The organism is Bradyrhizobium sp. JYMT SZCCT0428, assembly GCF_018131075.1.
Taxonomy (GTDB): Bacteria; Pseudomonadota; Alphaproteobacteria; order Rhizobiales; family Xanthobacteraceae; genus Bradyrhizobium.
In genome coordinates this window covers 244307-267921 of sequence record NZ_JAFCLS010000002.1, presented here as the reverse complement: position 1 = coordinate 267921, position 23615 = coordinate 244307, and the positions used below count along the sequence as shown (strand labels likewise).

20 protein-coding genes and 1 pseudogene are annotated in these 23615 nt (G+C 60.6%); 10 read left to right on the top strand and 11 right to left on the bottom strand.

What is annotated here, in order from left to right:
- Nucleotides 1-113 precede the first annotated feature (113 nt).
- The 5 genes from JQ575_RS03095 to JQ575_RS03075 all read left to right on the top strand — a co-directional run bounded on the left by JQ575_RS03095 (nt 114) and on the right by JQ575_RS03075 (nt 6479).
- Nucleotides 114-1424 (top strand): FAD-binding oxidoreductase, encoded by a 1311-nt coding sequence (locus tag JQ575_RS03095; protein ID WP_212031813.1) that lies wholly within the window; start codon nt 114-116, stop codon nt 1422-1424.
- A gap of 270 nt (nt 1425-1694) precedes the next feature.
- A complete protein-coding gene (locus JQ575_RS03090; RefSeq protein WP_249166393.1) occupies nt 1695-2480 on the top strand; it encodes a GNAT family N-acetyltransferase in 786 nt (261 codons plus the stop codon).
- A gap of 11 nt (nt 2481-2491) precedes the next feature.
- The gene (locus JQ575_RS03085; RefSeq protein WP_249166392.1) at nt 2492-3676 is read left to right on the top strand and encodes an alanine racemase; all 1185 of its coding nucleotides are present in this window, start codon (nt 2492-2494) and stop codon (nt 3674-3676) included.
- Nucleotides 3677-3747: 71 nt separating this feature from the next.
- Nucleotides 3748-5025, top strand: a complete 1278-nt coding sequence (locus JQ575_RS03080; protein WP_212031811.1) for an FAD-binding oxidoreductase — start codon at nt 3748-3750, stop codon at nt 5023-5025.
- Nucleotides 5022-6479 (top strand): aldehyde dehydrogenase family protein, encoded by a 1458-nt coding sequence (locus JQ575_RS03075; RefSeq protein WP_212031810.1) that lies wholly within the window; start codon nt 5022-5024, stop codon nt 6477-6479. The genes JQ575_RS03080 and JQ575_RS03075 overlap by 4 nt, the downstream gene beginning before the upstream one ends.
- A 79-nt stretch (nt 6480-6558) precedes the next feature.
- Here the strand turns inward: JQ575_RS03075 and JQ575_RS45600 are convergent, their stop codons facing one another.
- From JQ575_RS45600 to JQ575_RS03040, 8 genes and pseudogenes are all read right to left on the bottom strand, one after another.
- Complete coding sequence (locus JQ575_RS45600) at nt 6559-6753, bottom strand: FAD-binding oxidoreductase (RefSeq protein ID WP_283842578.1); 195 nt, start codon at nt 6751-6753, stop codon at nt 6559-6561.
- 95 nt (nt 6754-6848) lie between these two features.
- Nucleotides 6849-7982, bottom strand: a pseudogene (locus JQ575_RS03070) (FAD-binding oxidoreductase); the annotation flags it as partial.
- A 965-nt stretch (nt 7983-8947) separates the two neighbouring features.
- Nucleotides 8948-9142 (bottom strand): hypothetical protein, encoded by a 195-nt coding sequence (locus JQ575_RS03065; RefSeq protein WP_212000751.1) that lies wholly within the window; start codon nt 9140-9142, stop codon nt 8948-8950.
- 954 nt (nt 9143-10096) lie between these two features.
- Nucleotides 10097-10630 (bottom strand): hypothetical protein, encoded by a 534-nt coding sequence (locus JQ575_RS03060; RefSeq protein WP_212031809.1) that lies wholly within the window; start codon nt 10628-10630, stop codon nt 10097-10099.
- A gap of 77 nt (nt 10631-10707) precedes the next feature.
- Nucleotides 10708-11142, bottom strand: a complete 435-nt coding sequence (locus JQ575_RS45595) for a tripartite tricarboxylate transporter substrate-binding protein (RefSeq protein ID WP_312015874.1) — start codon at nt 11140-11142, stop codon at nt 10708-10710.
- Entirely contained in the window at nt 11139-11675 is a 537-nt protein-coding gene (locus JQ575_RS45590) for a tripartite tricarboxylate transporter substrate binding protein (RefSeq protein WP_212031807.1), read from the bottom strand. The genes JQ575_RS45595 and JQ575_RS45590 overlap by 4 nt, the downstream gene beginning before the upstream one ends.
- 52 nt (nt 11676-11727) lie before the next feature.
- Nucleotides 11728-12711, bottom strand: a complete 984-nt coding sequence (locus tag JQ575_RS03045) for a tripartite tricarboxylate transporter substrate binding protein (RefSeq protein WP_212031806.1) — start codon at nt 12709-12711, stop codon at nt 11728-11730.
- Between the two features lie 29 nt (nt 12712-12740).
- A complete protein-coding gene (locus JQ575_RS03040; protein WP_212031805.1) occupies nt 12741-13838 on the bottom strand; it encodes a mandelate racemase/muconate lactonizing enzyme family protein in 1098 nt (365 codons plus the stop codon).
- Nucleotides 13839-13986: 148 nt separating this feature from the next.
- Here JQ575_RS03040 and JQ575_RS03035 point away from each other — a divergent pair, with 148 nt between their 5' ends.
- Nucleotides 13987-14940: a LysR substrate-binding domain-containing protein gene (locus tag JQ575_RS03035; RefSeq protein WP_212031804.1), complete on the top strand. Its 954-nt coding sequence runs from the start codon at nt 13987-13989 to the stop codon at nt 14938-14940.
- A gap of 370 nt (nt 14941-15310) precedes the next feature.
- On the opposite strand, the gene JQ575_RS03030 is transcribed toward JQ575_RS03035, so the two are convergent.
- Nucleotides 15311-15904 carry a TetR/AcrR family transcriptional regulator gene (locus JQ575_RS03030; protein WP_212031803.1) on the bottom strand — a complete coding sequence of 198 codons (594 nt, stop codon included), beginning with the start codon at nt 15902-15904 and terminating at the stop codon, nt 15311-15313.
- A gap of 167 nt (nt 15905-16071) precedes the next feature.
- Here JQ575_RS03030 and JQ575_RS03025 point away from each other — a divergent pair, with 167 nt between their 5' ends.
- Both JQ575_RS03025 and JQ575_RS03020 read left to right on the top strand, forming a co-directional pair.
- Entirely contained in the window at nt 16072-16905 is an 834-nt protein-coding gene (locus JQ575_RS03025; RefSeq protein WP_212031802.1) for an oxidoreductase, read from the top strand.
- A gap of 60 nt (nt 16906-16965) precedes the next feature.
- Nucleotides 16966-17262 carry a YciI family protein gene (locus tag JQ575_RS03020; protein ID WP_212031801.1) on the top strand — a complete coding sequence of 99 codons (297 nt, stop codon included), beginning with the start codon at nt 16966-16968 and terminating at the stop codon, nt 17260-17262.
- 288 nt (nt 17263-17550) lie between these two features.
- Here the strand turns inward: JQ575_RS03020 and fabF are convergent, their stop codons facing one another.
- On the bottom strand, nt 17551-18813 hold the full coding sequence (fabF, locus tag JQ575_RS03015; RefSeq protein ID WP_212031800.1) for a beta-ketoacyl-ACP synthase II: 1263 nt from the start codon (nt 18811-18813) through the stop codon (nt 17551-17553).
- 43 nt (nt 18814-18856) lie between these two features.
- On the bottom strand, nt 18857-20017 hold the full coding sequence (locus JQ575_RS03010; protein ID WP_212031799.1) for an iron-containing alcohol dehydrogenase: 1161 nt from the start codon (nt 20015-20017) through the stop codon (nt 18857-18859).
- Between the two features lie 336 nt (nt 20018-20353).
- Here JQ575_RS03010 and JQ575_RS03005 point away from each other — a divergent pair, with 336 nt between their 5' ends.
- Nucleotides 20354-21553: an ABC transporter substrate-binding protein gene (locus JQ575_RS03005; protein WP_212031798.1), complete on the top strand. Its 1200-nt coding sequence runs from the start codon at nt 20354-20356 to the stop codon at nt 21551-21553.
- Between the two features lie 187 nt (nt 21554-21740).
- Nucleotides 21741-23543 carry an AMP-binding protein gene (locus tag JQ575_RS03000; RefSeq protein WP_212031797.1) on the top strand — a complete coding sequence of 601 codons (1803 nt, stop codon included), beginning with the start codon at nt 21741-21743 and terminating at the stop codon, nt 23541-23543.
- Nucleotides 23544-23615 lie beyond the last annotated feature (72 nt).

Here is a 23615-nt window from a genome sequence, read left to right as displayed (position 1 = left end):
GCTACAGCAGTGTTTCGTGACGAGCGTAGACGTCGCAAGCACCGTCTTGGCTGATCACAACTGATCTTGTCAGTAATCCCAGGCCACGCGTTAACACACGAGAAGTCAGCCACATGCACGAGCCGAGAGTCGCCGAGAAGGATACGCCCTATTGGTGGGAAGCCTCACCGCTAAAACCGCTGCCTCAACAGCCATTGCCCAAGAAACTTGACGTGCTGATCGTGGGCGCGGGCTATGCCGGCCTTTCGGCCGGGTTGGTGCTGGCGCGCGAGGGCCGTTCGGTTGCGGCCTTTGATGCGATGGATCCGGGCGAGGGGGCCTCGACGCGCAACGGTGGAATAACCAGCGCAAGCATACGACCTGATTACGCAACGATCTCTCGACGCTTCGGCGAGGACAAGGCGCTGGCGATCGAGGCGGAAGGCAAGATCGCGCGCGAATTCCTGTACGATTTCATCAGGACGGAACGGCTCGAATGCGACTTTCAGCTGGTTGGACAGTTCAAATGTGCGTTCGGATATGAACAATACGAAACGATGGCACGCAGCGCTGACGCGCTCTCGAAGAAGCTGCGGATCGATTCTCACGCGGTTCCGTATGCCGAGCAGCGCAACTACATCGGCACCGACTTCTACCGTGGTGGCACGGTCCGGATGGATATCGGTGGGCTACACCCGGCGAAGTTTCACGCTGAACTCCTTCGCGTGGCGCTCGCTTCGGGAATGGTGGTCCATGCTCGCACGCCGGTCATCTCAATCGAGAGGGATGGCTCCAGATTCCGCGTCGTGACCTCGGCCGGATCGGTACAGGCGCGCCAGGTGCTGGTTTGTACGAATGGCTACACTGATGGCGCGGTGCCCTTCCTGCGCCGCAGGCTGGTCCCGGTTCGCAGCCGGATCATTGCAACCGAAGAGCTTGCACCTGAAGTCATGGCGCGGCTGATGCCAAAACGCATGATGATGACGGAGAACCGCCAGGTCGGCTTCTATTACCGACCTTCGCCGGACGGCAAACGTATCCTGTTAGGGGGGCGCGACAGTTCTCGTGTAGGTAACCCGGTGGCTCCGAAGCTCCTTCTGCGCAACGGGCTGGTGAACCTTTTTCCGGAACTGGAGAACGTTCGCCTTTCGCACAGCTGGTTCGGCAATGTGGCGATGAATCGCGACATGCTCCCGCGCATCTTCGAAAAGGACGGTGTGGTCTATGCCACCGGCTTCTGCGGCTCAGGCGTCGTCTGGGCGCCGTGGATCGGAATGCATGCGGCCCACAAGCTGATGGGAAACGACGAGGCGGCACGCACCGCCTTTGACTTCCGTCCGCCGGCTTCCATCCCGCTCTATCGTGGCGATCCCTGGTTCATGCCCGCCATCATCTGGGGATACCGGATGCAGGATCGGTTCGCGCTGTGGCGCGACCGGCGCTGACGGCACATCGTCTGTTCTGATGCATCATCAATGAAATCCTCTGCCGAACTTTGCTTCAGTCTGGTTGCGTAATGCTGTAGGACCCAAGATACGCTGCAGCTCGTGTGAGCATCGTCAAATGGATCTCGCCGCGTCAGGCACTGGCGATTGTCCGGCAACCCAAGCAAGAGACGTCGACGCATCATGGCAACCGCAACTACCCAGGCCGGAGATCGCGAGAATGAAGACGTGGCCCTGGTCCCTTTCGCGAGATCGCATCTGGAAGGTGCCTTGAAGCTCTCGCAGGAGATGTCTTGGCCGTACCTGCTCAAGGATTGGGAATTTGCGCTGCAGCTTGGCCGCGGATTCGTGGTGACGAGTACAGGTGCGGTGGTGGGGACCGCGCTCTGGTGGCCTTACGGCGACACCCATGCTTCCGCCGGAATGATCATCGTCTCGAAAGCCGTTCAGGGACGCGGTTACGGGGCCCAGCTGATGGACGCGCTGCTCGCGGCGGCACGACCACGGATCATCACGCTGAATTCGACAGCCGAAGGCCTTGCGCTTTACGCACGCCGTGGCTTCGCCAGCATCGGCATGCTGCACCAGCATCACGGCATTCCCAGCCGGCGCCGTGACATGCCGCCGCTCGGAGACGTTAGAACGATGGTTCCATCGGACTTCGGGGCGATCGTGGGTCTCGATCACGAGGCCACCGGCTGGACGAGGAGCGAGATGCTGAGCCGGCTGATCGAGGTCGGCGACGGCTATGTCCTCTTGCGTGACGGCATACCCCGCGGCTACGCCATTTCCCGTCTCTTCGGCCGTGGGCATGTCATCGGTCCTGTGGTCGCCGAAAGCCCGACCGATGCACGCGCATTGATCGAGGCCGCGCTCGCGCCGCTCGGGAGTGTCTTCGTTCGGGTCGATACCTCTACCACCTCGCAACTCGGGGAGTGGCTCGAAGACATCGGGCTGCAGCAGGTCGGCGACGCCACCACCATGGTCCTTGGGACACGGATGCCATCGACCGGGCCGGCGCGCACGTTCGCGCTCGCCAACCAGTCATTCGGCTAGGAGACATCGGGATGCCGCGCGTAGAGATGCATATCCCGAACGCTGGATCCGGCGAGGCGGCCGCGACGGTCGGCGCGCTGGCGACGCCGGCCCTCATGCTCGACAAGGACCGGCTGGATCGCAATCTCGCCCGTCTGTCCTCCCGTATGGCCGCGCGAGGCGTCGTGCTGCGGCCCCATATGAAGACGGCGAAATCCATCGAAGTCGCCCGGCGCGCCTGTCCGTCCGGGCCCGGGCCGATCACCGTCTCCACCTTGGCGGAGGCGGAGTATTTCGCGAGTTACGGTTTCCGTGACATGACTTATGCCGTAGGCGTGGCACCGCACACCGCTGAGAGGGCGATGCGTCTCCGGAAAGCCGGCGTCGACCTCAAGGTGCTGCTCGATTCGTCCGAACAGGCGAAGATCCTGGGCGAGGCTGGCCGCGCCGCGGCTGTGACACCATCCGCCTTCATCGAGATCGACTGCGACGGCCACCGCGGCGGTCTGACCGCCGCCGATCCCAGGCTCATCGCCGTCGCAGCCGCGTTGGCCGAGGCCGGCGTCAAGCTCGCGGGCATTCTCACCCATGCCGGCGAATCCTACAGCCTCTACACGCCCGACGCCCTTGTCGCGGCTGCAGAGAACGAAAGGGCCGTGGCTGTGGCCGCCGCGGAGACGTTGCGGGCGGCGGGGCATGAATGTTCAGTCGTGAGCGTCGGTTCGACGCCGACCGCCCATTTCGGCGAAGACCTGACCGGCGTCACGGAGATGCGGGCCGGTGTGTACATGTTCTTCGATCTGGTGATGCACGGTGTCGGTGTCTGCACCACTGACGACATCGCGATCTCGGTTCTCACCACCGTCATCGGAACGAAGCCGGAGAAGGGCTGGATTTTGGTCGATGCGGGCTGGATGGCGCTGTCGCGTGATCGCGGTACCGCGGCGCAGCGGATCGAGCAGGGTTACGGTCTCGTCTGCGATCTGTCCGGCAAACTCTATCCGGATCTGATCGTCGCGCAGGCGAGCCAGGAGCATGGCATCCTCGCCATTAGATCCGGATCGACTGCAATCCTGCCGGATCTGCCGATTGGCACGAAGGTCAGGATCCTGCCCAATCACGCCTGCGCGACGGTGTCACAGCACGAGCTGTACAATGTTGTTTCCGCGGGAAGCGACGCAATCGAAGCTCCGTGGCCGCGAATGCGCGGCTGGTAGGTTCTCAAACAGAGTTGCGCCGTCACGATTTGCGCATGCCCAGCATTCAGATAGCGAATTCCGGAGTCGGTATGAAGCTCACATCCTATTGGCTAGACACATCGAATCCATTCGGGAGCGCCACCGCAGGACCGGTGCAAGGCAACTGCGACGTTGCGGTGATCGGCGGTGGCTTGACCGGTTCTTCGGCCGCGCTGGCTCTGGCCAAGAAGGGCGCGCGCGTCGTGCTCCTCGAAGCTGAGACGATCGGGCACGCGGCATCCGGCCGGAATGGCGGCATGTGCAACAACGGGTTTGCCCAGGACTACGGCACACTCTCGGCCAGGCTTGGTAAGGAAGTCGCCGATCGGCTCTACCGGGCGTTCGACGCCGGGGTCGATACGGTCGAGCGCCTGGTGGCGGAAGAGAAGATCGACTGCAGCTTCGCGCGCACCGGCAAGATCAAGCTCGCGGCCAAACCTGAGCACTATGACAAGCTGGCGCGCAGCCAGGAATTGCTCGCCGCCAATGTTGATCCCGACACGACGATGGTGAGCCGCGCCGATCTGGCCGGCGAAGTGGGATCGGAGCGCTATTACGGCGGGCTGATCTACCGCAAGAGCGCCGGCATGCACGTTGGGCGCTTCGTCCGCGGCCTTGCGGAAGCGGCGGCGCGGCGCGGCGTCGAAATCCACGAGCATACGCCGATGACGGGCCTGCGACCCGCCGCCGGCGGAGGCCACGAGATCGAAACACCCAAGGGCCGGCTTCGGGCCTCGCAGGTTCTGTTGGCGAGCGGCACCTCGCATACGGGGCCGCTGGGTTGGATTCGACGCCGGATCGTGCCGGTCGGCGCCTTCCTGATCGTCACCGAGCCCTTGCCGATAGCGACGCTGGACCGGCTCCTACCGCGCCGCCGAATGGCGGTCGATACGAAGAACCTGGTCAACTACTTCCGAACCACGCCTGACAACCGGCTGCTGTTCGGCGGCCGCGCCCGTTTCGCCATCTCCAACCCGGCCTCAGACGAGAAGAGTGGCGCGATCCTGCAGGCTGCGCTGCACGACGTCTTTCCCGAGCTTCGCACCGTGCGCATCGACTATTGCTGGGGCGGCATGGTCGACATGACGCGCGACCGGCTGCCACGCGCCGGCGAACGCAACGGCATCTACTATTCCATGGGCTACAGCGGCCACGGCACCCAGATGTCGACCCTGATGGGGACGATCATGGCGGAAGTCATGGACGGGCGCACCGAGCTCAATCCCTGGAAGGACTTCGCCTGGCCCGCCATTCCGGGTCATCTCGGTCCTCCCTGGTTCCTTCCGCTGGTCGGCGCCTATTACCGCATCAAGGATCGTTTCCAATGACCTCGGCCGTTCGACACCTGACGGAAGCCGGCTTCCTCGGAAAATTCTACATCGACGGAGAATGGCGAAAGCCGATTGGATCGGCGACGGCGGTCGTCATTAACCCGGCGACCGAACAGCCCATCGTCGAGGTCGCGCTCGGCAATGACGAGGATGTCGAGTACGCGGTCGCCGCCGCCAGACAAGCCTTCGCCGGCTGGTCCCGCACGCCAGCTGCTGGGAGGGCGGCGCTGCTCGATCGAGTCCATGGTTTGCTGCTCGATCGGCTGGAATTGTTCGCGCAGGCTATCACGGTCGAGATGGGGGCCGCCATAACGTACGCGCGCCGCGCCCAGGTGCCGTTGGCCGCCGAACATATCCGCGTCGCGCGTGACAATCTCGCAACCTATTCGTTCATCAGCCCGCGCGGCAACACCGCGATCATGCGCGAGGCGATCGGCGTCTGCGGCCTGATCACCCCTTGGAACTGGCCTCTCTACCAGATCACAGCCAAGGTCGGTCCGGCGCTCGCGGCGGGCTGCACCGTGGTGTTGAAGCCAAGCGAATTGTCGCCCCTGAGCGCCTTGCTGTTCGCCGAGGTGATGGACGATGCCGGTTGTCCGCCCGGCGTATTCAACCTCGTCAACGGGACAGGTCCGGTCGTGGGGACCGGTCTGGCGTCGCATCCGCAGGTGGACATGATCTCGATCACGGGCTCGACCCGTGCTGGAGTTCTCGTAGCGCAAGCGGCGGCAGTCACCGTCAAGCGCGTCTCCCAGGAACTCGGCGGCAAGTCACCGAACATCATTCTTCCGGATGCCGATCTGAGCCGGGCGGTTCCGCTTGGCGTCGGCGCCGCGTTCCGCAATCTCGGGCAATCCTGCAGCGCACCGACGCGCATGCTTGTCTCCCGCTCGCAGATGGCGAAGGTCGAAGTTCTGGCTGCGGCGGCCGCTTCCGAACTGGTGGTCGGCAATCCGCTTGCGGAAAGCACGACCCATGGTCCGATCGCCAACCGGCCGCAGTTCGAGCGTATCCAGGCCATGATCGGCGTCGGTCTGGAGGAAGACGCCAAGCTTGTCATTGGCGGGCCGGGGCGGCCCAACGACCTTCAGGTCGGCCTCTATGCGCGGCCGACGATCTTCTCGAACGTCCGTCGCGACATGAGGATTGCGCACGAGGAGATCTTCGGCCCGGTGCTGTCGATCATTCCCTACGATACGATCGACGAGGCGGTCGAGATCGCCAACGACACGGTCTACGGCCTCGGTGCCCACGTGCAAGGCACGGATATCGAGACGGTGCGGACGGTCGCCGGGCAGATCCGGTCGGGTCAAGTCCATCTCAACTACCCCGACTGGGACCCGAACGCACCTTTTGGCGGATACAAGCGTTCCGGCAACGGTCGCGAATACGGCCACGAGGGCATGGAGGAATATCTCGAGACCAAAGCCGTTCTCGGATTTTATCGATGAAACGCCATCTCGAGAAGCGACTCAATCCGCCTCACCTTGCATGAATCGGCCTTCGAGGCCCGATGGTTCAAGAGGCGGATTACTTCCCCAACGGGCGAACGATCGCGCCGGCGTTCATGATGTCCGATGGATCAAAGGCGGTCTTGATACGGCGCATCGCAGCGAGGCGGCCGACGTCGCCGTATCGCTCCAGAAGATGCTTCTTGAACCGACCGACGCCGTGCTCCGCGCTAAACGTGCCGCCGAGCGCCGCGGCCGTGTCGTAGAGTTGCAGCGACAGGCTTCGATCCGGTTGGTGAACTCTATCCGTTCGACGTCGGGAGGCACCAGCACGTTGTAATGCAGATTGCCATCGCCTACGTGTCCATAGACGGACAGCTCAAGATCCGCGTCATACGACCGTACCTGCGAGCCGGCTAAATCCAGAAAACGCTGAATGGAGGAAAGCGGTACGGAAATGTCATGCTTGACCGATCCGTTCCGGCGCTTCTCGCCCTCCGGGATGTTCTCGCGTACCTCCCACATCGCGGTCCGCTGCGATCCGCTCTGCGCCAGGAAGGCGTCCTCGATCCATCCGGACTCGATTGCTTCGGCCAGAACGGCTTCCATCAGTCCGTCAAGATCGAGATGACGCGAGGAAGAGGCGAGCTCGGCGAGTACGGTGCCGCCGGGGCCAGCGTGGACGGAGGGCGTGTTAGTCATCGCTTCGTTCGCGAGCACGATCGATCGGGCCGTCATGAATTCGAACGTGGTGAGCAGGTCCGCGGATTCGCGACGTATCAGGGCGAGCAACTCGGCGAGCGGGGCGTCCGTCGCGAGCTTCAGCCAGGCGGTCGCGCGGCGGATCGGTAAGGGTGCGAGGCGCATCACAGCGCCCGTGACGATGCCAAGAGTTCCCTCGCTTCCAACGAAGCACTGTTTGATATCGTAGCCTGTATTATTCTTCCGTAGTTTGCGCATGTCCGAAACCACCGTGCCGTCCGACAGAACTGCCTCGATCCCGAGAAGCAGGTCGCGAGTCATCCCGTATCTGACGACGGACAGTCCGCCGGCGTTCGTTCCGATGTTGCCGCCGATCCGGCAACTGCCTTCCGCGCCGAGGCTGAGCGGCAACAGAAGTCCGGCGGTCGCCGCGGCATCCTGTACGTTCTTCAGGATGGCGCCGGCGTCGACAGAGATGCTCATGGAGACGGGATCGACTTCGCGGATCCTGTCCATCCGATCGAGGCTGACGATGATCTGCCGTCCAGAGGCGTCCGGCGTCGCGCCGCCGCAGTAGCTGGTGTTGCCGCCCTGCGGAACGAGTCCGATGCCCTGTTGCGCCGCCAGCCGCACGATGTCGGCAACCTGCTTCGTCGTCGCGGGCTTCAGCACGGCGAACGTCGAGCCAGTGAAGAGCTGGCGTTGATCGGTTGTGTAGGTGGCGATCTGCTCTGGGTCGTCTACGACGCCCCGGCCGTCCAGCAGGTCGCGAAAGGCTTGAACGTGTACTGACTGAGACATGCATCAGCTTCCAATGGGCGTCATCGGATCATTTTCGCGCATTTGTGCGGCATTGTTTGCCGTTCGGTCGCGGTTCCGAAGACACCAATGCCGAAATGCAATGATGTTCGGCAGTTTGCGCTGATTCAGCCTCGTACTGAACGCCTTCATCGCGAGCCCTTTCAGACTTCAGAGGAGGTTCGCCAGACAGTCTAATCGGAGGCCAGTGTTTCGAAATGCGCGCCGCCAGTTCGAGGGCGTCGCCGGCTACTCAACCTGTCGTTCGACGAGGGCGACTATCGCGTAAAATCCTTAATCTCGCGGACCTGCGGAGCTCACCGCGAGGAGGGACGTTCCATATCGCGCCCTCAGCTCCTTTCGGCAATAAACCCTCTTGAGTTCGCTTGTGCTAATCGCGTCAGGAAGGGCATATCCGATCGTTGCCTCGTCTAACTCGGCAAGGTTGCGCGCCAGCTCAACTGGCTGCTATTGGCGCAAAGCTGCCGGTCGGAGGAATGTCTGCTCCTGGGGGTAGAACGGACATGCCGCACTGGCGGATTGAGGTCTCAGTTTGACCCAAAGCGGTCCTGCCCCTCACGGGGCTTGGGTCCGGGCTTGCACTAGTTTTTAATGTGAGTTCCGTATACGGGAGGCGACAAGACAATCGCATCGCAATGGTGTCTAGTAGAAGCGGCTGTGTTTGGCCGAGCGGGGTTGTCGCGCTTCCGATTCACCCCCAAAAGCGGCACGTATAGCAAAGCGTGGATCATCCCGGCTAACAAGCCGGCGACGTCGCGATCATGATGATGCCCTCATGCGCGGCAAGACAAGGTTCAGTTTCTTCGCCTTGGCTTGGACGCCCATAAAAGATCTGCGAAGCTCTTTGCCTATGCTGCGGGCGTCTTTTCCGGCCTGAGCCATTGAACGTAATGCAGCCAGTTCGGTTTCCGTCTAGCGGCGCGTTTTGTATGGCGCCCGCCGGGTTATCATTTGTTCTTCGCCTTCAGCCCACCGGCCGGATCGGCTCGCGATTTGCCGTCTAGCCAATCCTGCTCTTCTGCCAGCGCTCGCCAGGCAGCTTCCATTCTCTTAAAGCGTTTCTTTTTTGGTTCAGTTTCAGCCGCTTCCGCCATCACAGCGCAGTTGTCAGCATTTGCGCGATATTGGTCTGCTGTCTTCATCGCGTCACCGGCGTAAATTTGTACGGCACGGTGTCAAGCTAACGCAACCCGAGCGCGCGCGAAAGCCCCGAGGGGCTTGGCAAATCGCTTGCTCAGATTATCGGGTTCCGAACCCCACTTTGCGAATTTCGGGAAAAAGCGGCAATGGGCCGGCCTGATTGATCTAAGTCAAAGATTACGGATTCTTATGGGATCAGCATTCCGAGCATGCCCCAGGACCGAGATTGGATCGACATCGCTGGATATGCCTCGCTGGCGCTGGCCGGAGTGGCGCTCGTTGTGATTATTGTGTCCTTGTCCTAGCGCATCAGGGTGCCCGAAAGCCGCCCCGAGGGGGCTTGGCAAATCGCTGGATCAGGGTTTGGGCTTCGCCTTCAGTACAACAGGGGCGCGCATTGCTGCCTTTCCCAACTCGGTCAATTGGATCTCGGTTCGCGGTTGCATTCCGCGAAGTTCTATCCAACCATGGCCCCGTATCCGATCGAGCATACCAGGGCCAGCCGGCACAGGTAGGTGAGCCACCACCTTCCATTCAGTCAAACTGAGATGCTGCATCACCGCGCGTTGGCTCATGTTGGCGGCGAGTACTGGAGTATCCCGGGTCATTTACTTGTGCTTTTAAGGCCGAGTCTCAACAAGCCGGCCGATGCGTTACCGGGAGATCGGGGTGATAAAATCTCTGTGCAGGCAACTCGGTCTTTCAGCGCCATCGAACAACACGGTGACGCCCGTATTGCGATGGGAAACCTCGACAACGATCCCTGTCTTGCCGGCCAGGGTTCGCAATCGAGTGGCTCCGAGTTCGCTCATCTTGAAGCGAGCGCCGACGGCAAGTCTAAATTCTTGCACCTCACTCACAATTTTACCCCATGACAAAAACATTACAATTAAAATGACTTTTTGAACCTAGAATGACATTCGCCCGAAATAAAAAGGCCGCCAAGTGAGGCGGCCTTACGAGCGATTGGAGCTAGTGGATAACAGGAACTGGCTCATATTAAGCGCCGTTTCAATCTGGCGAAGCTTCTGCCCTGGGAGTTTGATCCCGTCAATCGGGACAAATGGACCGGCGATCCTTCGCGCGCAGGTTTGCCGTCGCTTCGGCACCCGGTCTACGGCATCCATGTCTGTTTCGCGGGCGCCTCGGGGGTCGTGAACAAGTCCGCCCGCAATGACCACGTCGCGGTCTATGTCGGTTTCGGGAAATGCTGTCTGGAATTCGGCCGCAATCGCCATCGCGACTCGCGTCACTCCCCTGAGATGGTCGGCCTGAGTCCCGCGTTTCATACGGAAAACGCCGGGATTTCCTTCGGCCGGCAGGCTCGTGATGCGATCAAAGCTGCTTTCGGCAAGTGCATAGGCCCATGCCTCGACGACTTTGTTGTGCAGGTCTTCGTTTTGGATGAGCGAGACCTCCGGTAGATCATCAACCACCGTTTGACGCAGTTCATCGGTAATCGGCCGGCTTGGTCGTTGGCTTGTTGACACGTCCAATCTTCCTTCTATTCAGTTTTCATGCTCGTTCTCTAAGCGAGCATCAACGACTGCATCTGCAGCCGGTACCGTTACTCAGCCTTGATTCCGGAAGCCTTCACAAACGCGCCCCATCGGACGATTTCAGCTTGCACGAAGTTTTCTGCTTCCGCGCCGTTGGCGCGGCCTGCATCGAGACCGAGTTCATTGAGTTTTTTATGAAAGGCGTCGCTGGCAACAATTCTGGTTGCCGCCTTGCGCACCTGCTCGATGATTTCGGGAGGCGTGTCGGCTCTCAGGGACATCACATGCCACGTGCGGAATTCGTATCCTTTGACGGTCTCGGCAACGACGGGGATGTCCGGAGTGGCACGCGACCGGCTCTCGCCCGTCGTCGCCAACGCCTTGAACTTCCCGGAGCGCACGAGTTCAAGCACCTCTGCCGGGCTCCCGAACATGAAATCCAGCGTCCCGTTCAGCAAATCAGTGACCGCGGCCGCGTTGCCGCGATAGGCGATGTGCGTCACTTCGATTCCGGAGAGAGCTGCGAGTTGCACGACCGCCATATGTGACGGCGATCCGACGCGCCGGGCGAACCATAGTTGAGCGCGAAAGGCTTGCTCTTGGCGGCGTCGATCAACTCCTTCAAGCTGTCGATCTTCGTGTCGGCGCGAACGACCAGTACGCTGGCCGATGTGGCAGGAACGGCAATCGTCACGAATGTCTTGGCGGGGTCGTACCCAACCGGAGGTGTGATCGCCGGCGTGATCGCGTGTGTTCCAATATGTCCTGCGAGAAACGTGTATCCGTCCGCCGGGGCCCCGGCAACTGCGGACATTCCAATCACGCTATTGCCGCCTGCACGGTTTTCGACCAACACCGTTTGACCGAGCTTTTCGCGCAATCCCTCCGCCAGAATGCGCGCCAGGGTGTCCGAGCTGCCGCCGGCGACGAATGGAACAATGATCTTGATGCTCCGATCCGGCCAGGCCGACGCCGCGGATGAGACGCCGGTCGCCAAAAGAACCAGCGCGATCACGTTAGATAATCGACAGCGCATTTCATTTCTCCAATCATCGCAAAGACCGCCATCTCGAAAGCGAACCTGTGCGCTACTCCGGCTTGATGTTGCCGGCGGTGACGACGTGGCGCCATTTTTCGATCGATGCATCGAGATGAGCGATGTATTCCTGCGGGGTGGAGCCGACAGATTCGTAGCCGATTTCATCGAGGCGCCGGCGCAGATCATCGGATTTCAGCGCGCCCTGCGCGACAGCGGCGAGCTGCGAAAGAATCGAGCCCGGCAGGTTGGCGGGTGCCACGATTCCGAAGTCCGGAGCTGCGTCCACCTTTGGCAGGCCGGCCTCCGCCAGGCTGGGCACGTCAGGCAGTTGCGCGATGCGTCCTGTCGTGCTTCCCAAGGCCTTCAGCTTATTGCCACGAATATGCTCGAGCACGGCGGGGATGGTGCTGAACGTAAAATCGACCTTCCCGCCGAGCAGGTCGATAATGGATGGCCCGCCGCCGCGATAAGGCACCGGGACAACGTCGATGCCCGTCTCCTGCCGAAATTGTTCGCAGCCGAGGTGGACCGCCGTGCCGAGGCCGGCGGTCGCCATGCTGAGTGCGCCGGGCTTCGACTTGGCGAGCGCGACAAGCTCTTTGACGTTGCTGACCGGAAGCGATTCCGAAACAACCAGCAGCAGCGAGGTCCGCGCCAGCAGCGACACCGGCGTGAAATCCTTCTTGGTGTCATATGGCAGTTTGGTACCGAACAGGCTGGGGTTGATGGCGAATGCGCTGTCGACGACGCCGATCGTGTAACCGTCGGGCGCGGCGGTGGCGATCGCCTGCGTGCCGATGATGCTCGCACCTCCGCCCCGGTTATCGACGAAGAGTGACTGGCCGAGCTTCTCGGCCATGGCGGCGGCGACGAGCCGCGCTACGATGTCCGACGCGCCCCCGGCGGCGTAAGGGACGATGACACGGACAGGTCGCTGCGGATATTGCTGCGCCTGCGCACGCTGTCCGGACAGCGAGATTGTCGCGGCAGATGTCAGTCCGATCAACAGCGAACGCCGGTTGATGCTTTGCATGATTTTCTCTCCCCTTGATTGGGTGGCAGTCAGAGGCGGTACTGATCGATCAAGTCCATGTCCGGATCTCCTCCGAGACCCGGGGCGTCGGGCACGGCGAGGAAACCTGCTTCGATCGGAACGAAGCCGCCGCAGGGGTCGAACGCGAGGTCGCAATAGAATCTTTCCAGGGCGCTCGCCTGCACCTTGGCTGCCAGCACGTGAATGGTGGCGAGATAGCCCGGGCCGAAGAAGGGTGAATGGGGCACACAGGTCGTTCCGGCCGCTTCCGACTCGGTGCAGACTTGCCAAAGCGGCGTCAGACCGCCGATCTTGATCGCGCTGGGTTGAACATAATCGACACAGCGTGCTGCGAGCATCTTCTTGAAGTCGAGAGCACTGCCGGCATTCTCACCGATGGCGGTCGGAACGCCAGCCGATTGCCTGAGAGCCGCAAGCGATTCGAAGTCTTCCGGCGGCCAGATAGGTTCCTCGATCCATCGAAGATTGGATGGCGCCATTTCCGTCACGGCGGCAGCAGCGTCCGCCGGCAACCACGCGCAATTGGTATCGACCATCAACGGCACGTCCGGGCCGGCCGCGGCGCGGGCAGCAGCGACGGCGTTCGCCGTGCGCTCGTGCAGCTTGATCTGGCGAAAGCCTTCGCCGAGCGCACGATCCACGACGCGGCGGACATCATCGGTATTGCCGTTGTATTGAAGCAGGGATGCGTAGACTTCGATACGGTCGCGCCGGCGGCCGCCCAGCAAGGTCGAAACCGGCACTCCCCCGAGCTTGCCCCGGATGTCCCATAGAGCAATGTCGAGGCCGCTGATCGCGTGGACCGTGGCGCCGGCCCGACCGAGATTGTGCAAGGTCCGGTTAATCCGCGCCGGCAGTTCGACGTCATCGACTTTTTGCCCAATCGCCAAAGGGGAAACCCAGTGCTCGATCGCCGGAACGACCGCGGACCAAAAGCTGCCATAGGCTTCACCCCAGCCCACGGTGCCCTGATCGGTCGTTACCCGCACCAGAACAGTATCGAGGGTCGTGCGTGGCCGGCCTGCGAACATCGGCGGGGAGGCCCAGTGATCGAACGGAATCCCGAGCGGAAACGCCGTGATCGTCGCAATCCGGGGTGGGTTCATCGGTTGAGCCTATGGACGACGCGGCATTGCCCGGCCGGGATCGGCCTGAACGGTCACGTATGCCGCCGCAGCCATTGTGGGCCCAAGATCTATGTGTTCAAAATGCCAAAAGCTGTATCAATCATGTCCCGGGGTTATGATGTTGAGTATGCGCGAGTTGGAAGTGTTTCGGCGCGTCATGGAACTGGGTACCATCACCGCAGCCGCCGAGGCGCTTCGTATTTCGCAGCCGGCCGTCAGTCGAACGCTGCAGCAGGCGGAGCGACGGCTCGGGTTTCCGCTATTTTTACGGCGAAAGAAGCGATTGTTGGCGACGCCCGAAGCGCAATCGTTGTTTCCAGAGACCGTCAGCGCGTTCGCGGCTTTCGACGTCGTCCAGAAGCGCGCCGCCGACCTGCAGGCGGGGCGAGCGGGCGGACTCAACATCGCTGCGATTTCGGCCTTCGCAAACGCCTTGCTGCCGACCGCCGTGGCAAAATTTCGTCAGTCGCGGCCTGATGTCGTGATCACGCTGCAGTCGATGAGTGCGCTCCAGGTCGCCACCCATGTCGCCAATCACCAAGCGGACCTGGGATTTGTCATCGACTCCATTGCCGCGCCCGGCGTGTCGGTGAGCGATCTCTGGACGACCGATTTCGGATGCGTTATGCCGCACACGCATCCGTTGGCATCGAAGCTTCATGTCGTACCCGCCGATCTCGAGCACGAAACGCTGATATGTCTGAACAGGCAACTCCCGTTGGGAATCCAGGCTGTACGCGCCTTCGCCAATGCAGACGTCCCGTTGAAGACTGCAATCGAGGTGTCGCAGTCCACCGTTGCATGCGCCTTGGTACGAGCCGGCGCTGGCCTCGCGCTACTGGACGGGTTGGCGATGATGGGGACGCCGGCAGCAGATCTGGTAATGCGGCCGTTCTCTCCTTCGATCAAGGTCATCGGCAGGCTCGTTCGACCGCGTCACCTGCGGCAGTCTCGTCTGGCCCGCGAATTTATCGATACTCTAACTAACGTCATCGCGACTGACGATCGCGGCTCCCGCCATGCCGATACTGCCGACACCATCATCACCATACCCTCGGCCGTCAGCGAGAACGTTTCATAGAATTCGTCATGCGCTTGATCGATTCGACCCACCGGCGCAACGCATCGCAAGATAGGTGCCTTAAGTTGAAACCGTGGGTCGCATGTCCGAGTCAGGCCTGATCACCAAGTAGTTAGCGGAGACATTGAGCGAGAGTTTAGGGTTTTCAAGTAATTAGAGGGCGGCGTGTGTACGATGTGTGCACCGAGAGATCAAAGAAAATCCAGAGACAGCCAAGGTGAGCGGCATTCGAAACGATCATCAGTGCCAGCGATGACGGTCGACTGACAATGTCGTGGAGTTCTCCAAAGGGGTTTACCCAAGCGAGCGCAATTTCACCGGATGGCTCGAGCAGGTGCGTCGGCGAGGGGACGCGGCGCCGATCGGCTCATCAAGCAGTTCGAGAAGATTTCGCATGGCGCTTCACCAGATCATTCGAGACCGTGTCGATGATCTCACCGGATAGTACGGGATCTGGCACCACGCGAGAGAGGACAACCGATCCGATCATCCCGGCGAGCGCCGTTATCGCCGCGCTCCGTTTCGTTTTTGCACTACCTCTTGGGACGATCTTGGTGAGAAGCGCGATATAGCTGCTGACGATGCTGCCGAAGCACTCCCGCAGCGCCGGATCGTCGTGACGTGCCGCGTCGGCAGCCATTGCTGCAAGGCCGCACCCTTGCCCCGGATTGTCACGGTGGTCGTCCGACACGTAATAACGCACGAGGGTCTCCAGCGGATCATCGCTCGCTGCAATTCGGTCCGCGATATCCTCGCTCATATCCTTGTAGGCCCGCTTGACCGCCTGAACGATGAGGTCGTCCTTTGACTTGAACTGCCGGTAGAAGCCTCCGGGAGTTAACCCAGCAGCCCTCATCAAGTCGACAAGCCCAATACCGTCGATCCCGCGTTCCCGGAACAGCCTTGCGGCGGTCGCGATCACTCGCTCGCGATTCTGCTCGACCGTTTCCTTGCTGACTTTCACGAGCCCATTCCTTCCGATTGCGACGGCCGACACGAAATGCCAGCGCGACCTTCATCGGGGCTCGAACCGTGGTCCCAAAAACCCCTTGACAATGATTATGCACATAATCATAGATGAATTATGATTACGAGCATAATCATTAAGTGGCGCTGACAAAGGAATTCGAGATGGCACAGGTAAAATCGCGCGCAGCGGGCGAAAAGATCGCCCTGATCACGGGCGCTTCCGGGGGCATCGGGCTTGCGGCCGGAGTTGCCCTGATCCGCGCGGGATATCGGGTGTTTGGCACCAGTCGTCAGGCTGCCGCCAATGAGGTGCGGCAGGGCATTAATATGCTCCGCTGCGACGTCACCGATGATGTGTCCGTCAAACAACTGATCAAGGACGTCGTCGGGCTTGCAGGCCGGATCGACGTGCTCGTGAACAATGCCGGCCGCAGCTTGATCGGCGCCGCCGAGGAATCATCTCTCGATCAAGCCCAGAGCCTGTTCGACATCAACGTCTTCGGCATCCTTCGCACCACCTCTGAAGTCCTGCCTATCATGCGCAAGCAGGGCCATGGCCGGATCATCAACATCAGTTCGGTGGCCGGCTTCCTGCCCGGACCATATACAGCGCTTTACAACGCCACCAAGCACGCCGTCGAAGGCTATTCCGAATCGCTCGATCACGAACTGCGAACATTCGGCATTCGTGTCTCACTGGTCGAGCCAGTGTTCACCCGCACCGCACTGGAAGAAAATGGCGACAGGCCCGATCGGATCCTGAGCGTCTACGACAAGGGACGCGCGGCGATGAACGCGACCTGGCGCAACGGCATCGCGACCGGCGATCCTGTGGAGGCCGTGGCAGACAAGGTGGTGCAGGCTGCCACCGACAAAGAGCCGAGCATTCGGTACACGCCCGGAAAGGTGGCGGGCCGTCTCCGCCTGATGCGGCGCTTTGTTCCCGAAAAGACCTTCGAGAAGAGTTTTCGCAAGCAGATGGGCGTGGCCGACTGATCCCTCAAATCGAGAGATCTCCAAGAAAGCAGAAATGTCTCTTTTACCGAGGAGCGACCCATGAAGTACTATTTGTGCAAGTACATCCCGCCGCGCGCCGATTTTCTCGCGACCATGAACGCCGATGAGAAAGCATGGATGAAGCAGCACGGCGCGTTCCTGGATGACCTGCTTGAAAAGGGGCAGGTCGTCGCGCACGGTCCTGTCACGGACCCCAGTGGCGGTTATGGCGTGTCGCTATATCAGATCGCCGATGACCAAGACATCAAGGCGATCACATCGGAAGACCCCATCGTGAAGAACGGCGCCGGTCACTATGAGCATCATCCGATGCTTCATCTGAAGGCGCGCGGCTAACCGCGCCGCTCCGACGTTTTGTCACCATCGATCCCCGGCAGAGCATCCCGATGCTCGAAACTCAATTAGGAAAATATCCATGACGATCGCACTCGTTACCGGCGCTTCGAGCGGCATCGGCGCAGCGCCTGGCCGCACGCGGCCACGATCTCGTGCTTGTCGCCAACGATTTTGTGCGATTTCTTGCGCTCGGTGATAGCACCCCTATGTCCGCGCGATCGATCGGCCATCGCCTTCATCAGTCTGGACGTGTTATTGGGCACCGGGTTCGGAGCTATCGGGCCTCTTTCATTGCCAACGTCGAAAGATGACGCTGGCGTTGACGCCTCCAAAGCCGAAGCCGTTTGAAATTGCATGCTCCATCGCCATGCGCCTGGGCTCACGGGCGACGAGGTCGACGCCTTCCGCGGCCGCGTCGCCGTTTTCGAGATTGAGAGTGGGCGGCGCGATCTGGTCGCGTAACGCGAGGATGGTGAAGATCGCTTCCGCTCCCCCCGCTGCGCCGAGCAGATGACCAGTCGCCGATTTGGTGGCGCTCACGGCAATTTTGCCGTCGCGGCCAAACACGGATTTGATCGCTTCGAGTTCGGAAACGTCGCCAACTGGCGTCGAAGTGGAATGGGCGTTGAGATGCTGGATATCACCGGGCGTGAGCCCGGCCTGCCTCAAGGCGCCTTCCATCGCGCGACGCGCGCCGTCCCCGTCCTCGGGTCCTGACGTGATGTGGTAGGCATCGGCAGTCGTGCCATAGCCGACGATTTCGGCGATCGGTCGGGCTCCGCGGCGGAGTGCGTGTTCCAGCTCTTCGATGACGAGGATACCGGCACCTTCACCCATGACGAAGCCGTCACGATCGCGGTCAAAAGGCCTGGACGCACGCGCCGGCGTTTCGTTGAAGCCGGTCGAAAGGGCCCGGGCGGCGGCGAAGCCGCCGAGGCTCACGAGATCGATGCAGGCTTCCGAGCCACCGCAAATCGCAACATCTGCTTCGCCGGTTCGAATGAGGCGTGCGGCATCGCCGATCGCCTGTACGCTTGCGGCGCAAGCAGTGACCGGCGTGCCGATGGGACCCTTGAAGCCGTAGCGGATGGAAATATGACCGGCCGCGAGATTTGCGAGAAAGGACGGTACGGTGAAGGGCGAGAGGCGCCTGATCCCGCGCTGATCGGTGGTGCGAACCGCCTCGACGATGGCCGGAAAGCCTCCGATACCCGACGCGATGATGGTGGCCGTGCGCTCGAACGAATGTGCGTCGGAGGGCGTCCATGCCGCTTGTGCAAGGGCCTCGGCCGTGGCGACCAGTGCGAACAGGATGAAGCGATCCATCCTCCGCTGATCCTTGGGAGCAACGACCAGATCCGGATCGAAGCCGCCATCCGGATCGTCGGCTTTTATCGGCACGATTCCAGCGACCCGCGCGGGAAGGGGAGCCGCCCATTCGGGAAGGGCAGCCAGCCCTGAACGGGCCGCAAGCAGGCGGGACCAACCCAACTCACTGCCGCAACCCAGCGGTGATACCAGTCCCAACCCGGTAACGACGACACGACGCACAATCAGTTACCTTCCAGTCTTGGTCAATCGTCCCTGATGGCAGCTAAGCTGCCATTCGCAGCAGATCGATGATCTCGGCTTGGTTTTTGAAGGGCCGCGGATTGGCCTGTACGAAGCGATGATTGATTGCAATCTTGCTAATCTGATCGAACTTGTCTTCGCCTATGCCGACATCAGCGAGGCGGCCAGGTAATCCAAGTGCTCTTGTGAATGCTGCAAAGGCGTCTGCGGCGTCGCCACCCGGGGCGCCAAGTGCCGTCGCCAAACGCTTCTGCGCATCCTCGGTGAACGGCTTGTTGTAGCGGAGCAGGCTCGGCATGATGACCGGTGTGCAATAGTAGTGCGGAACGCCGAAGGTCCCGCCAAGCACATGGCCGATGCCGTGACTGGCTCCCATCGGGACCCGCGCCTGGAGGCCGAAAGCGGCGAGCCACGCGCCGTATTGAGACAGTCGACGCGCCTCCAGATCATCAGGTTGCTGCAAGGTCCGGAGCATCCCCTCGCGCAGGGTGCGGATGCCTGCCAGGACGACCTCGTCGGAGAGTGGCGTGCCTGCGGGCGAACACAATGCTTCAATGCCGTGGTCCATCGAGCGCGTTCCCGATCCCATCCACAGCTTGGAAGGTGTGTGAACGGTGAGAGCAGGGTCGAGAATGATCGCGACCGGCATCATCTGGGGATGGAAGAAAATCTGCTTCAGCCTGTTGCGTTCATCCGTGACAAGCGCTGCTGCATTATATTCGCCGCCATTTAGCGTGGATGGCACCGCGATCTGTCGGACCTTGGGCGCCCGGAACGGAGAGACGGCGACGCCCGGTCCCATGGGGAAGGGATCGAAGCCCGCTTCATCGCGGATGTCATGTTCCATCGCCATGATGACGATCTTGGCGAGATCGATCGCCGACCCCCCGCCGACGGCGACGACCAGATCGGCTCTTGCGTCCTCGGCTTGACGGGCAACCTCGACAGCTTGCTTGCGCGTAGTGTGCTCTGCAATTCCGTCGAAGGTCCCGACGTGCCTCCCGCCGAGCGTACGCCGGATCTTCTCTATCTCGTCGGTCTTGGTGTTCAAGGTTCGACTGGCGAGAAGGAAGACGCGCTTGACGTTCAGCCGTTCCGTCTCATCTTTCAAAGCGTCAGACGCAGCTTTGCCATAAACGACGCGATCGATTGCTGGAAAATTATGGATCCCGGCTTTGCGCATTTCTGGTCTCCCCGTGAGTTTGTGGAAGTAAGCGACGATAGCAGGTAAGTCAAATAAGTTCTATAACGGAATTAATAAATCCGCAGCCCGAAGCTATGCGCCGTGTCTTTCGTAGTCGGCATTGGATGTGCGAGCGGGCGCGGGTTTCCATGATATAATGCCTGAGACGAAGGAGATTTTTCGAAGGTTCTCAAGGCGAAGGTTCCATCCCGCCCGCGTGGTCGCCGCTCGCGGATCGACGAGCGATTATTGAACTGCTTGACTAGTTCTTAAAAAGAACTGTAAGTTCATAGCAGCGACGAACCCCGGAAGGGTGCGCGCTCGGGAGGATGCGCAATGTTGGTGAAATGGAAAACCTTGGCGGCTCTGGCTTTGCTTTTAAGCGGCCCGGCATTCGCGGCTGATGAGCCCGGAATTTCAGCGACTGAGATCAAGATCGGTGGCGTTTTTCCCTTTAGCGGACCGGCGTCATCGATCGGTCTCGTGGGCAAGGGGGTTATTGCCTACATTCAGTCAGTCAACGACCGCGGCGGCATCAACGGACGCAAGATCAACTACCTCGCATATGACGACGCATACAGTCCCCCCAAAGCGGTGGAGCATGTCCGCAAACTCGTTGAGAGCGACGAAGTGTCGTTCATGTTCGGTCAGCTTGGTACTCCCGGCATCTCGGCTACGGCCAAATACCTGCGGTCGAAAGGGGTACCCAGCATCGCAATTATCAGCGGGTCATCCAAGTTCACGGACGTCGCCAATTACCCGATGACCACGACGGGTCTCGTCAGCTACGACACCGAAGGCAAAATCTACGCAAAGTATCTGACGAAGGCGCTGCCAAACGCCAAGTACGCAATCCTCTATCAGAACGACGACCTCGGCAAAGACTATGTCAGCGCCTTCAAGGCGTTTCTCGGAAAGGATTTCGACCGAAAGGTCGTGACCGCTTCCTATGAAGTCACCGAGCCGACGGTTGATTCCCAGGTCGTCAACTTGAAGAGTTCCGGAGCGGATGCCCTCGTGATCGCCGGCACGCCGAAGTTCGCAGCCCAGGCCATCCGGCAAGCCTCAGTAATCGGCTGGAAGGCGACCGTAATCCTCAATTTCCCATCCGGGTCTGTCGGGGGCACGCTCGCACCGGCCGGTCTCGACAAATCAGTCGGCGTGATCGTCGGCACGACCAACAAGGATATTCTGGATCCGACCTGGAAAGACGAACCGGGCATGCAGACCTACCGGGCATTTCTGGACAAGTATTTGCCGGGTGTCGATATCACCAATGGCAGCTATCTGACTGGCTACCAGCAAGGCATCCTGCTCGAGCAGATCCTGAAGCAGTGCGGCAACGACCTGTCTCGCAAAAATATTCTAGCGCAGTCGAAGAGCCTGAAGGATTTCGTCGTTCCGACGGCGCTGCCCGGCATCAAGGTCAATACAAGCGACACCGAGAACATGATCTGGACGCAGCTGCGGTTGCAGCGATGGAGCGGTACAAGTTGGGAAGGCTTCGGGGAAGTGCTGGACGCCAAGTCCAAGTGACCTCGCAGGAGCGTAGCGACGGGCGCGGTAGTTAGCGGGCGCGAACTTCCGACCGGTCTGGCCCAGCAGCCCGATTGACGGCTCGCATTATTCTAGTGGTGGGGCAGCAGCGACGGGGCATCAGGAGTGGTGAACTTCGCCTCACGCACGCATCGGACTAGCACAGCAATTCAGGAGGTCGATTTCGATGTCGACGAAGGCACTGACGTTTGCGGCGAGGGAGCTTTCCATTGAGCGTCGAACCGACGGCACGCTCATATTGAGCTCGCCCCTTGAATTGGGGAAGTGTGACTGGCGCATCACCGATTTTCTTCCGAGCTGGGCGCATTCTGTTCCCGATAGAATTTTTCTTGCGCAACGTAATGCGAATGGGGAATGGGACGAGATCACCTACGGCGAAGCATGGTCCCAGGTTCAGGCGGTCGGCCAAAGCCTGATCGAGATGGGCGCCAAGCCGGCTGACAAGCTGGCGATACTTTCAGGGAACTCCATTGAGAACGCGGTGATCTCATTTGCCGCAATGTCGATAGGCGTAATAATCGCGCCAATATCGCCAAACTACACGCTGATGCCCGGAGGCCTGGCTCGGCTTAAGGATATAGCGGAAGCGTTGCGCCCGAATTTTGTTTTCGTTCAGAGCGCGCGGGACTTTTCCGCAGGACGCTCTATTCCCGAACTGGCAGCATCGACCTGGATCAGTGTCGACGGGGCGCCGGACACCGTGCCTTTCGGCGCACTGGCATCCCGAACGGATAACCGAGGATTCGCGGATGCGTCACGAGCAATTTCTTGCGACGCCGTCGCAAAGATTCTCTTCACATCCGGTTCGACCGGCTTGCCCAAAGGCGTGCTCAACACCCACCGCATGATGGCGACCTCCCTGCAAATGGGGAGTCTGCTGGTGTCTCCTCCGGACGCGCCGGTGCAGGTCGAGTGGCTGCCCTGGCACCATACGATGGGCAGCAACGTGATCCTTCACGGGATTCTCAAGAATGGCGGCACTCTCTACATCGACGATGGCCGGCCGCTGCCTCAGCTCTTTCACAAGACGGTCGCGAATCTCAAGGAGATTTCGCCGACCGCGATGTTCAACGTGCCTGCCGGCTATAACCTCCTGTGTGACGCTATCGAGAACGATCGCGACCTTGGCGCCGCCGTATTCAAGCGGTTGGACAGATTGAGCTATGCCGGGGCTGCAATATCGCAGGGTACGCTTGAAAAGCTCTATCGGCTGACATCGACAATCACCGGTCGGCGAATTCCGGTCATGTCGGGCTACGGCACTACCGAAACGGCTCCGACAATCAGTACGACTCATTGGGCGACAGACCAGCCAGGCGAGATTGGTCTTCCCGCGCCGGGTCTGCAGCTAAAATTGATCCCTGTTTCTGATACTTACGAGGCAAGGGTCAAGGGACCCAACGTTACATCGGGTTATCTCGGTAGGCCGGACCTGACGGAAAAGGCCTTCGATGAGGAAGGGTTCTATCGCATCGGCGATACCGTCTCGTTTCTGGATCCTCAGAAGCCGGAGCTTGGGCTGCGTTTTACAGGCAGAATTTCCGAGAACTTCAAACTCGCGAACGGCACATGGATATCGATCGGGAATATGCGCGCGGCGATTTTGGCTGCAACGCGCGGCGTATTGCTGGACGTAGTCGTTGCGGGAGAAAATCTTGAATCGTGCGCGCTGCTCGGCTGGTTGAATCCTACCGAGGCGGCGCTGATTTCCAAGACCCCAGCGTCGGATTTGGCCAGCGACCCTCTCGTGGTTCAGTTTCTGAAAGAGCGTTTGCTGGAATACAATGAGACCGTTGGGAGCAGCGAAAGAATTTATTCGTTCTCCCTGCTGAAGGACCCACCGTCGCTGGCCGCAGGAGAAATCACCGACAAGGCCTATGTCAATCAACGTGCTGTGCTGAAAAACCGCTCTGAACAAGCAGCACGTCTCTACTGGAAGGACCGAAATCAAGACGTGATTTGGATCTGAGGTGGCGCTTCGTCGTTCGTGGGGCGAGGGAGGTCTTGTGTCGCCATTTGACGACGCGAGTGCCTGCGCTGA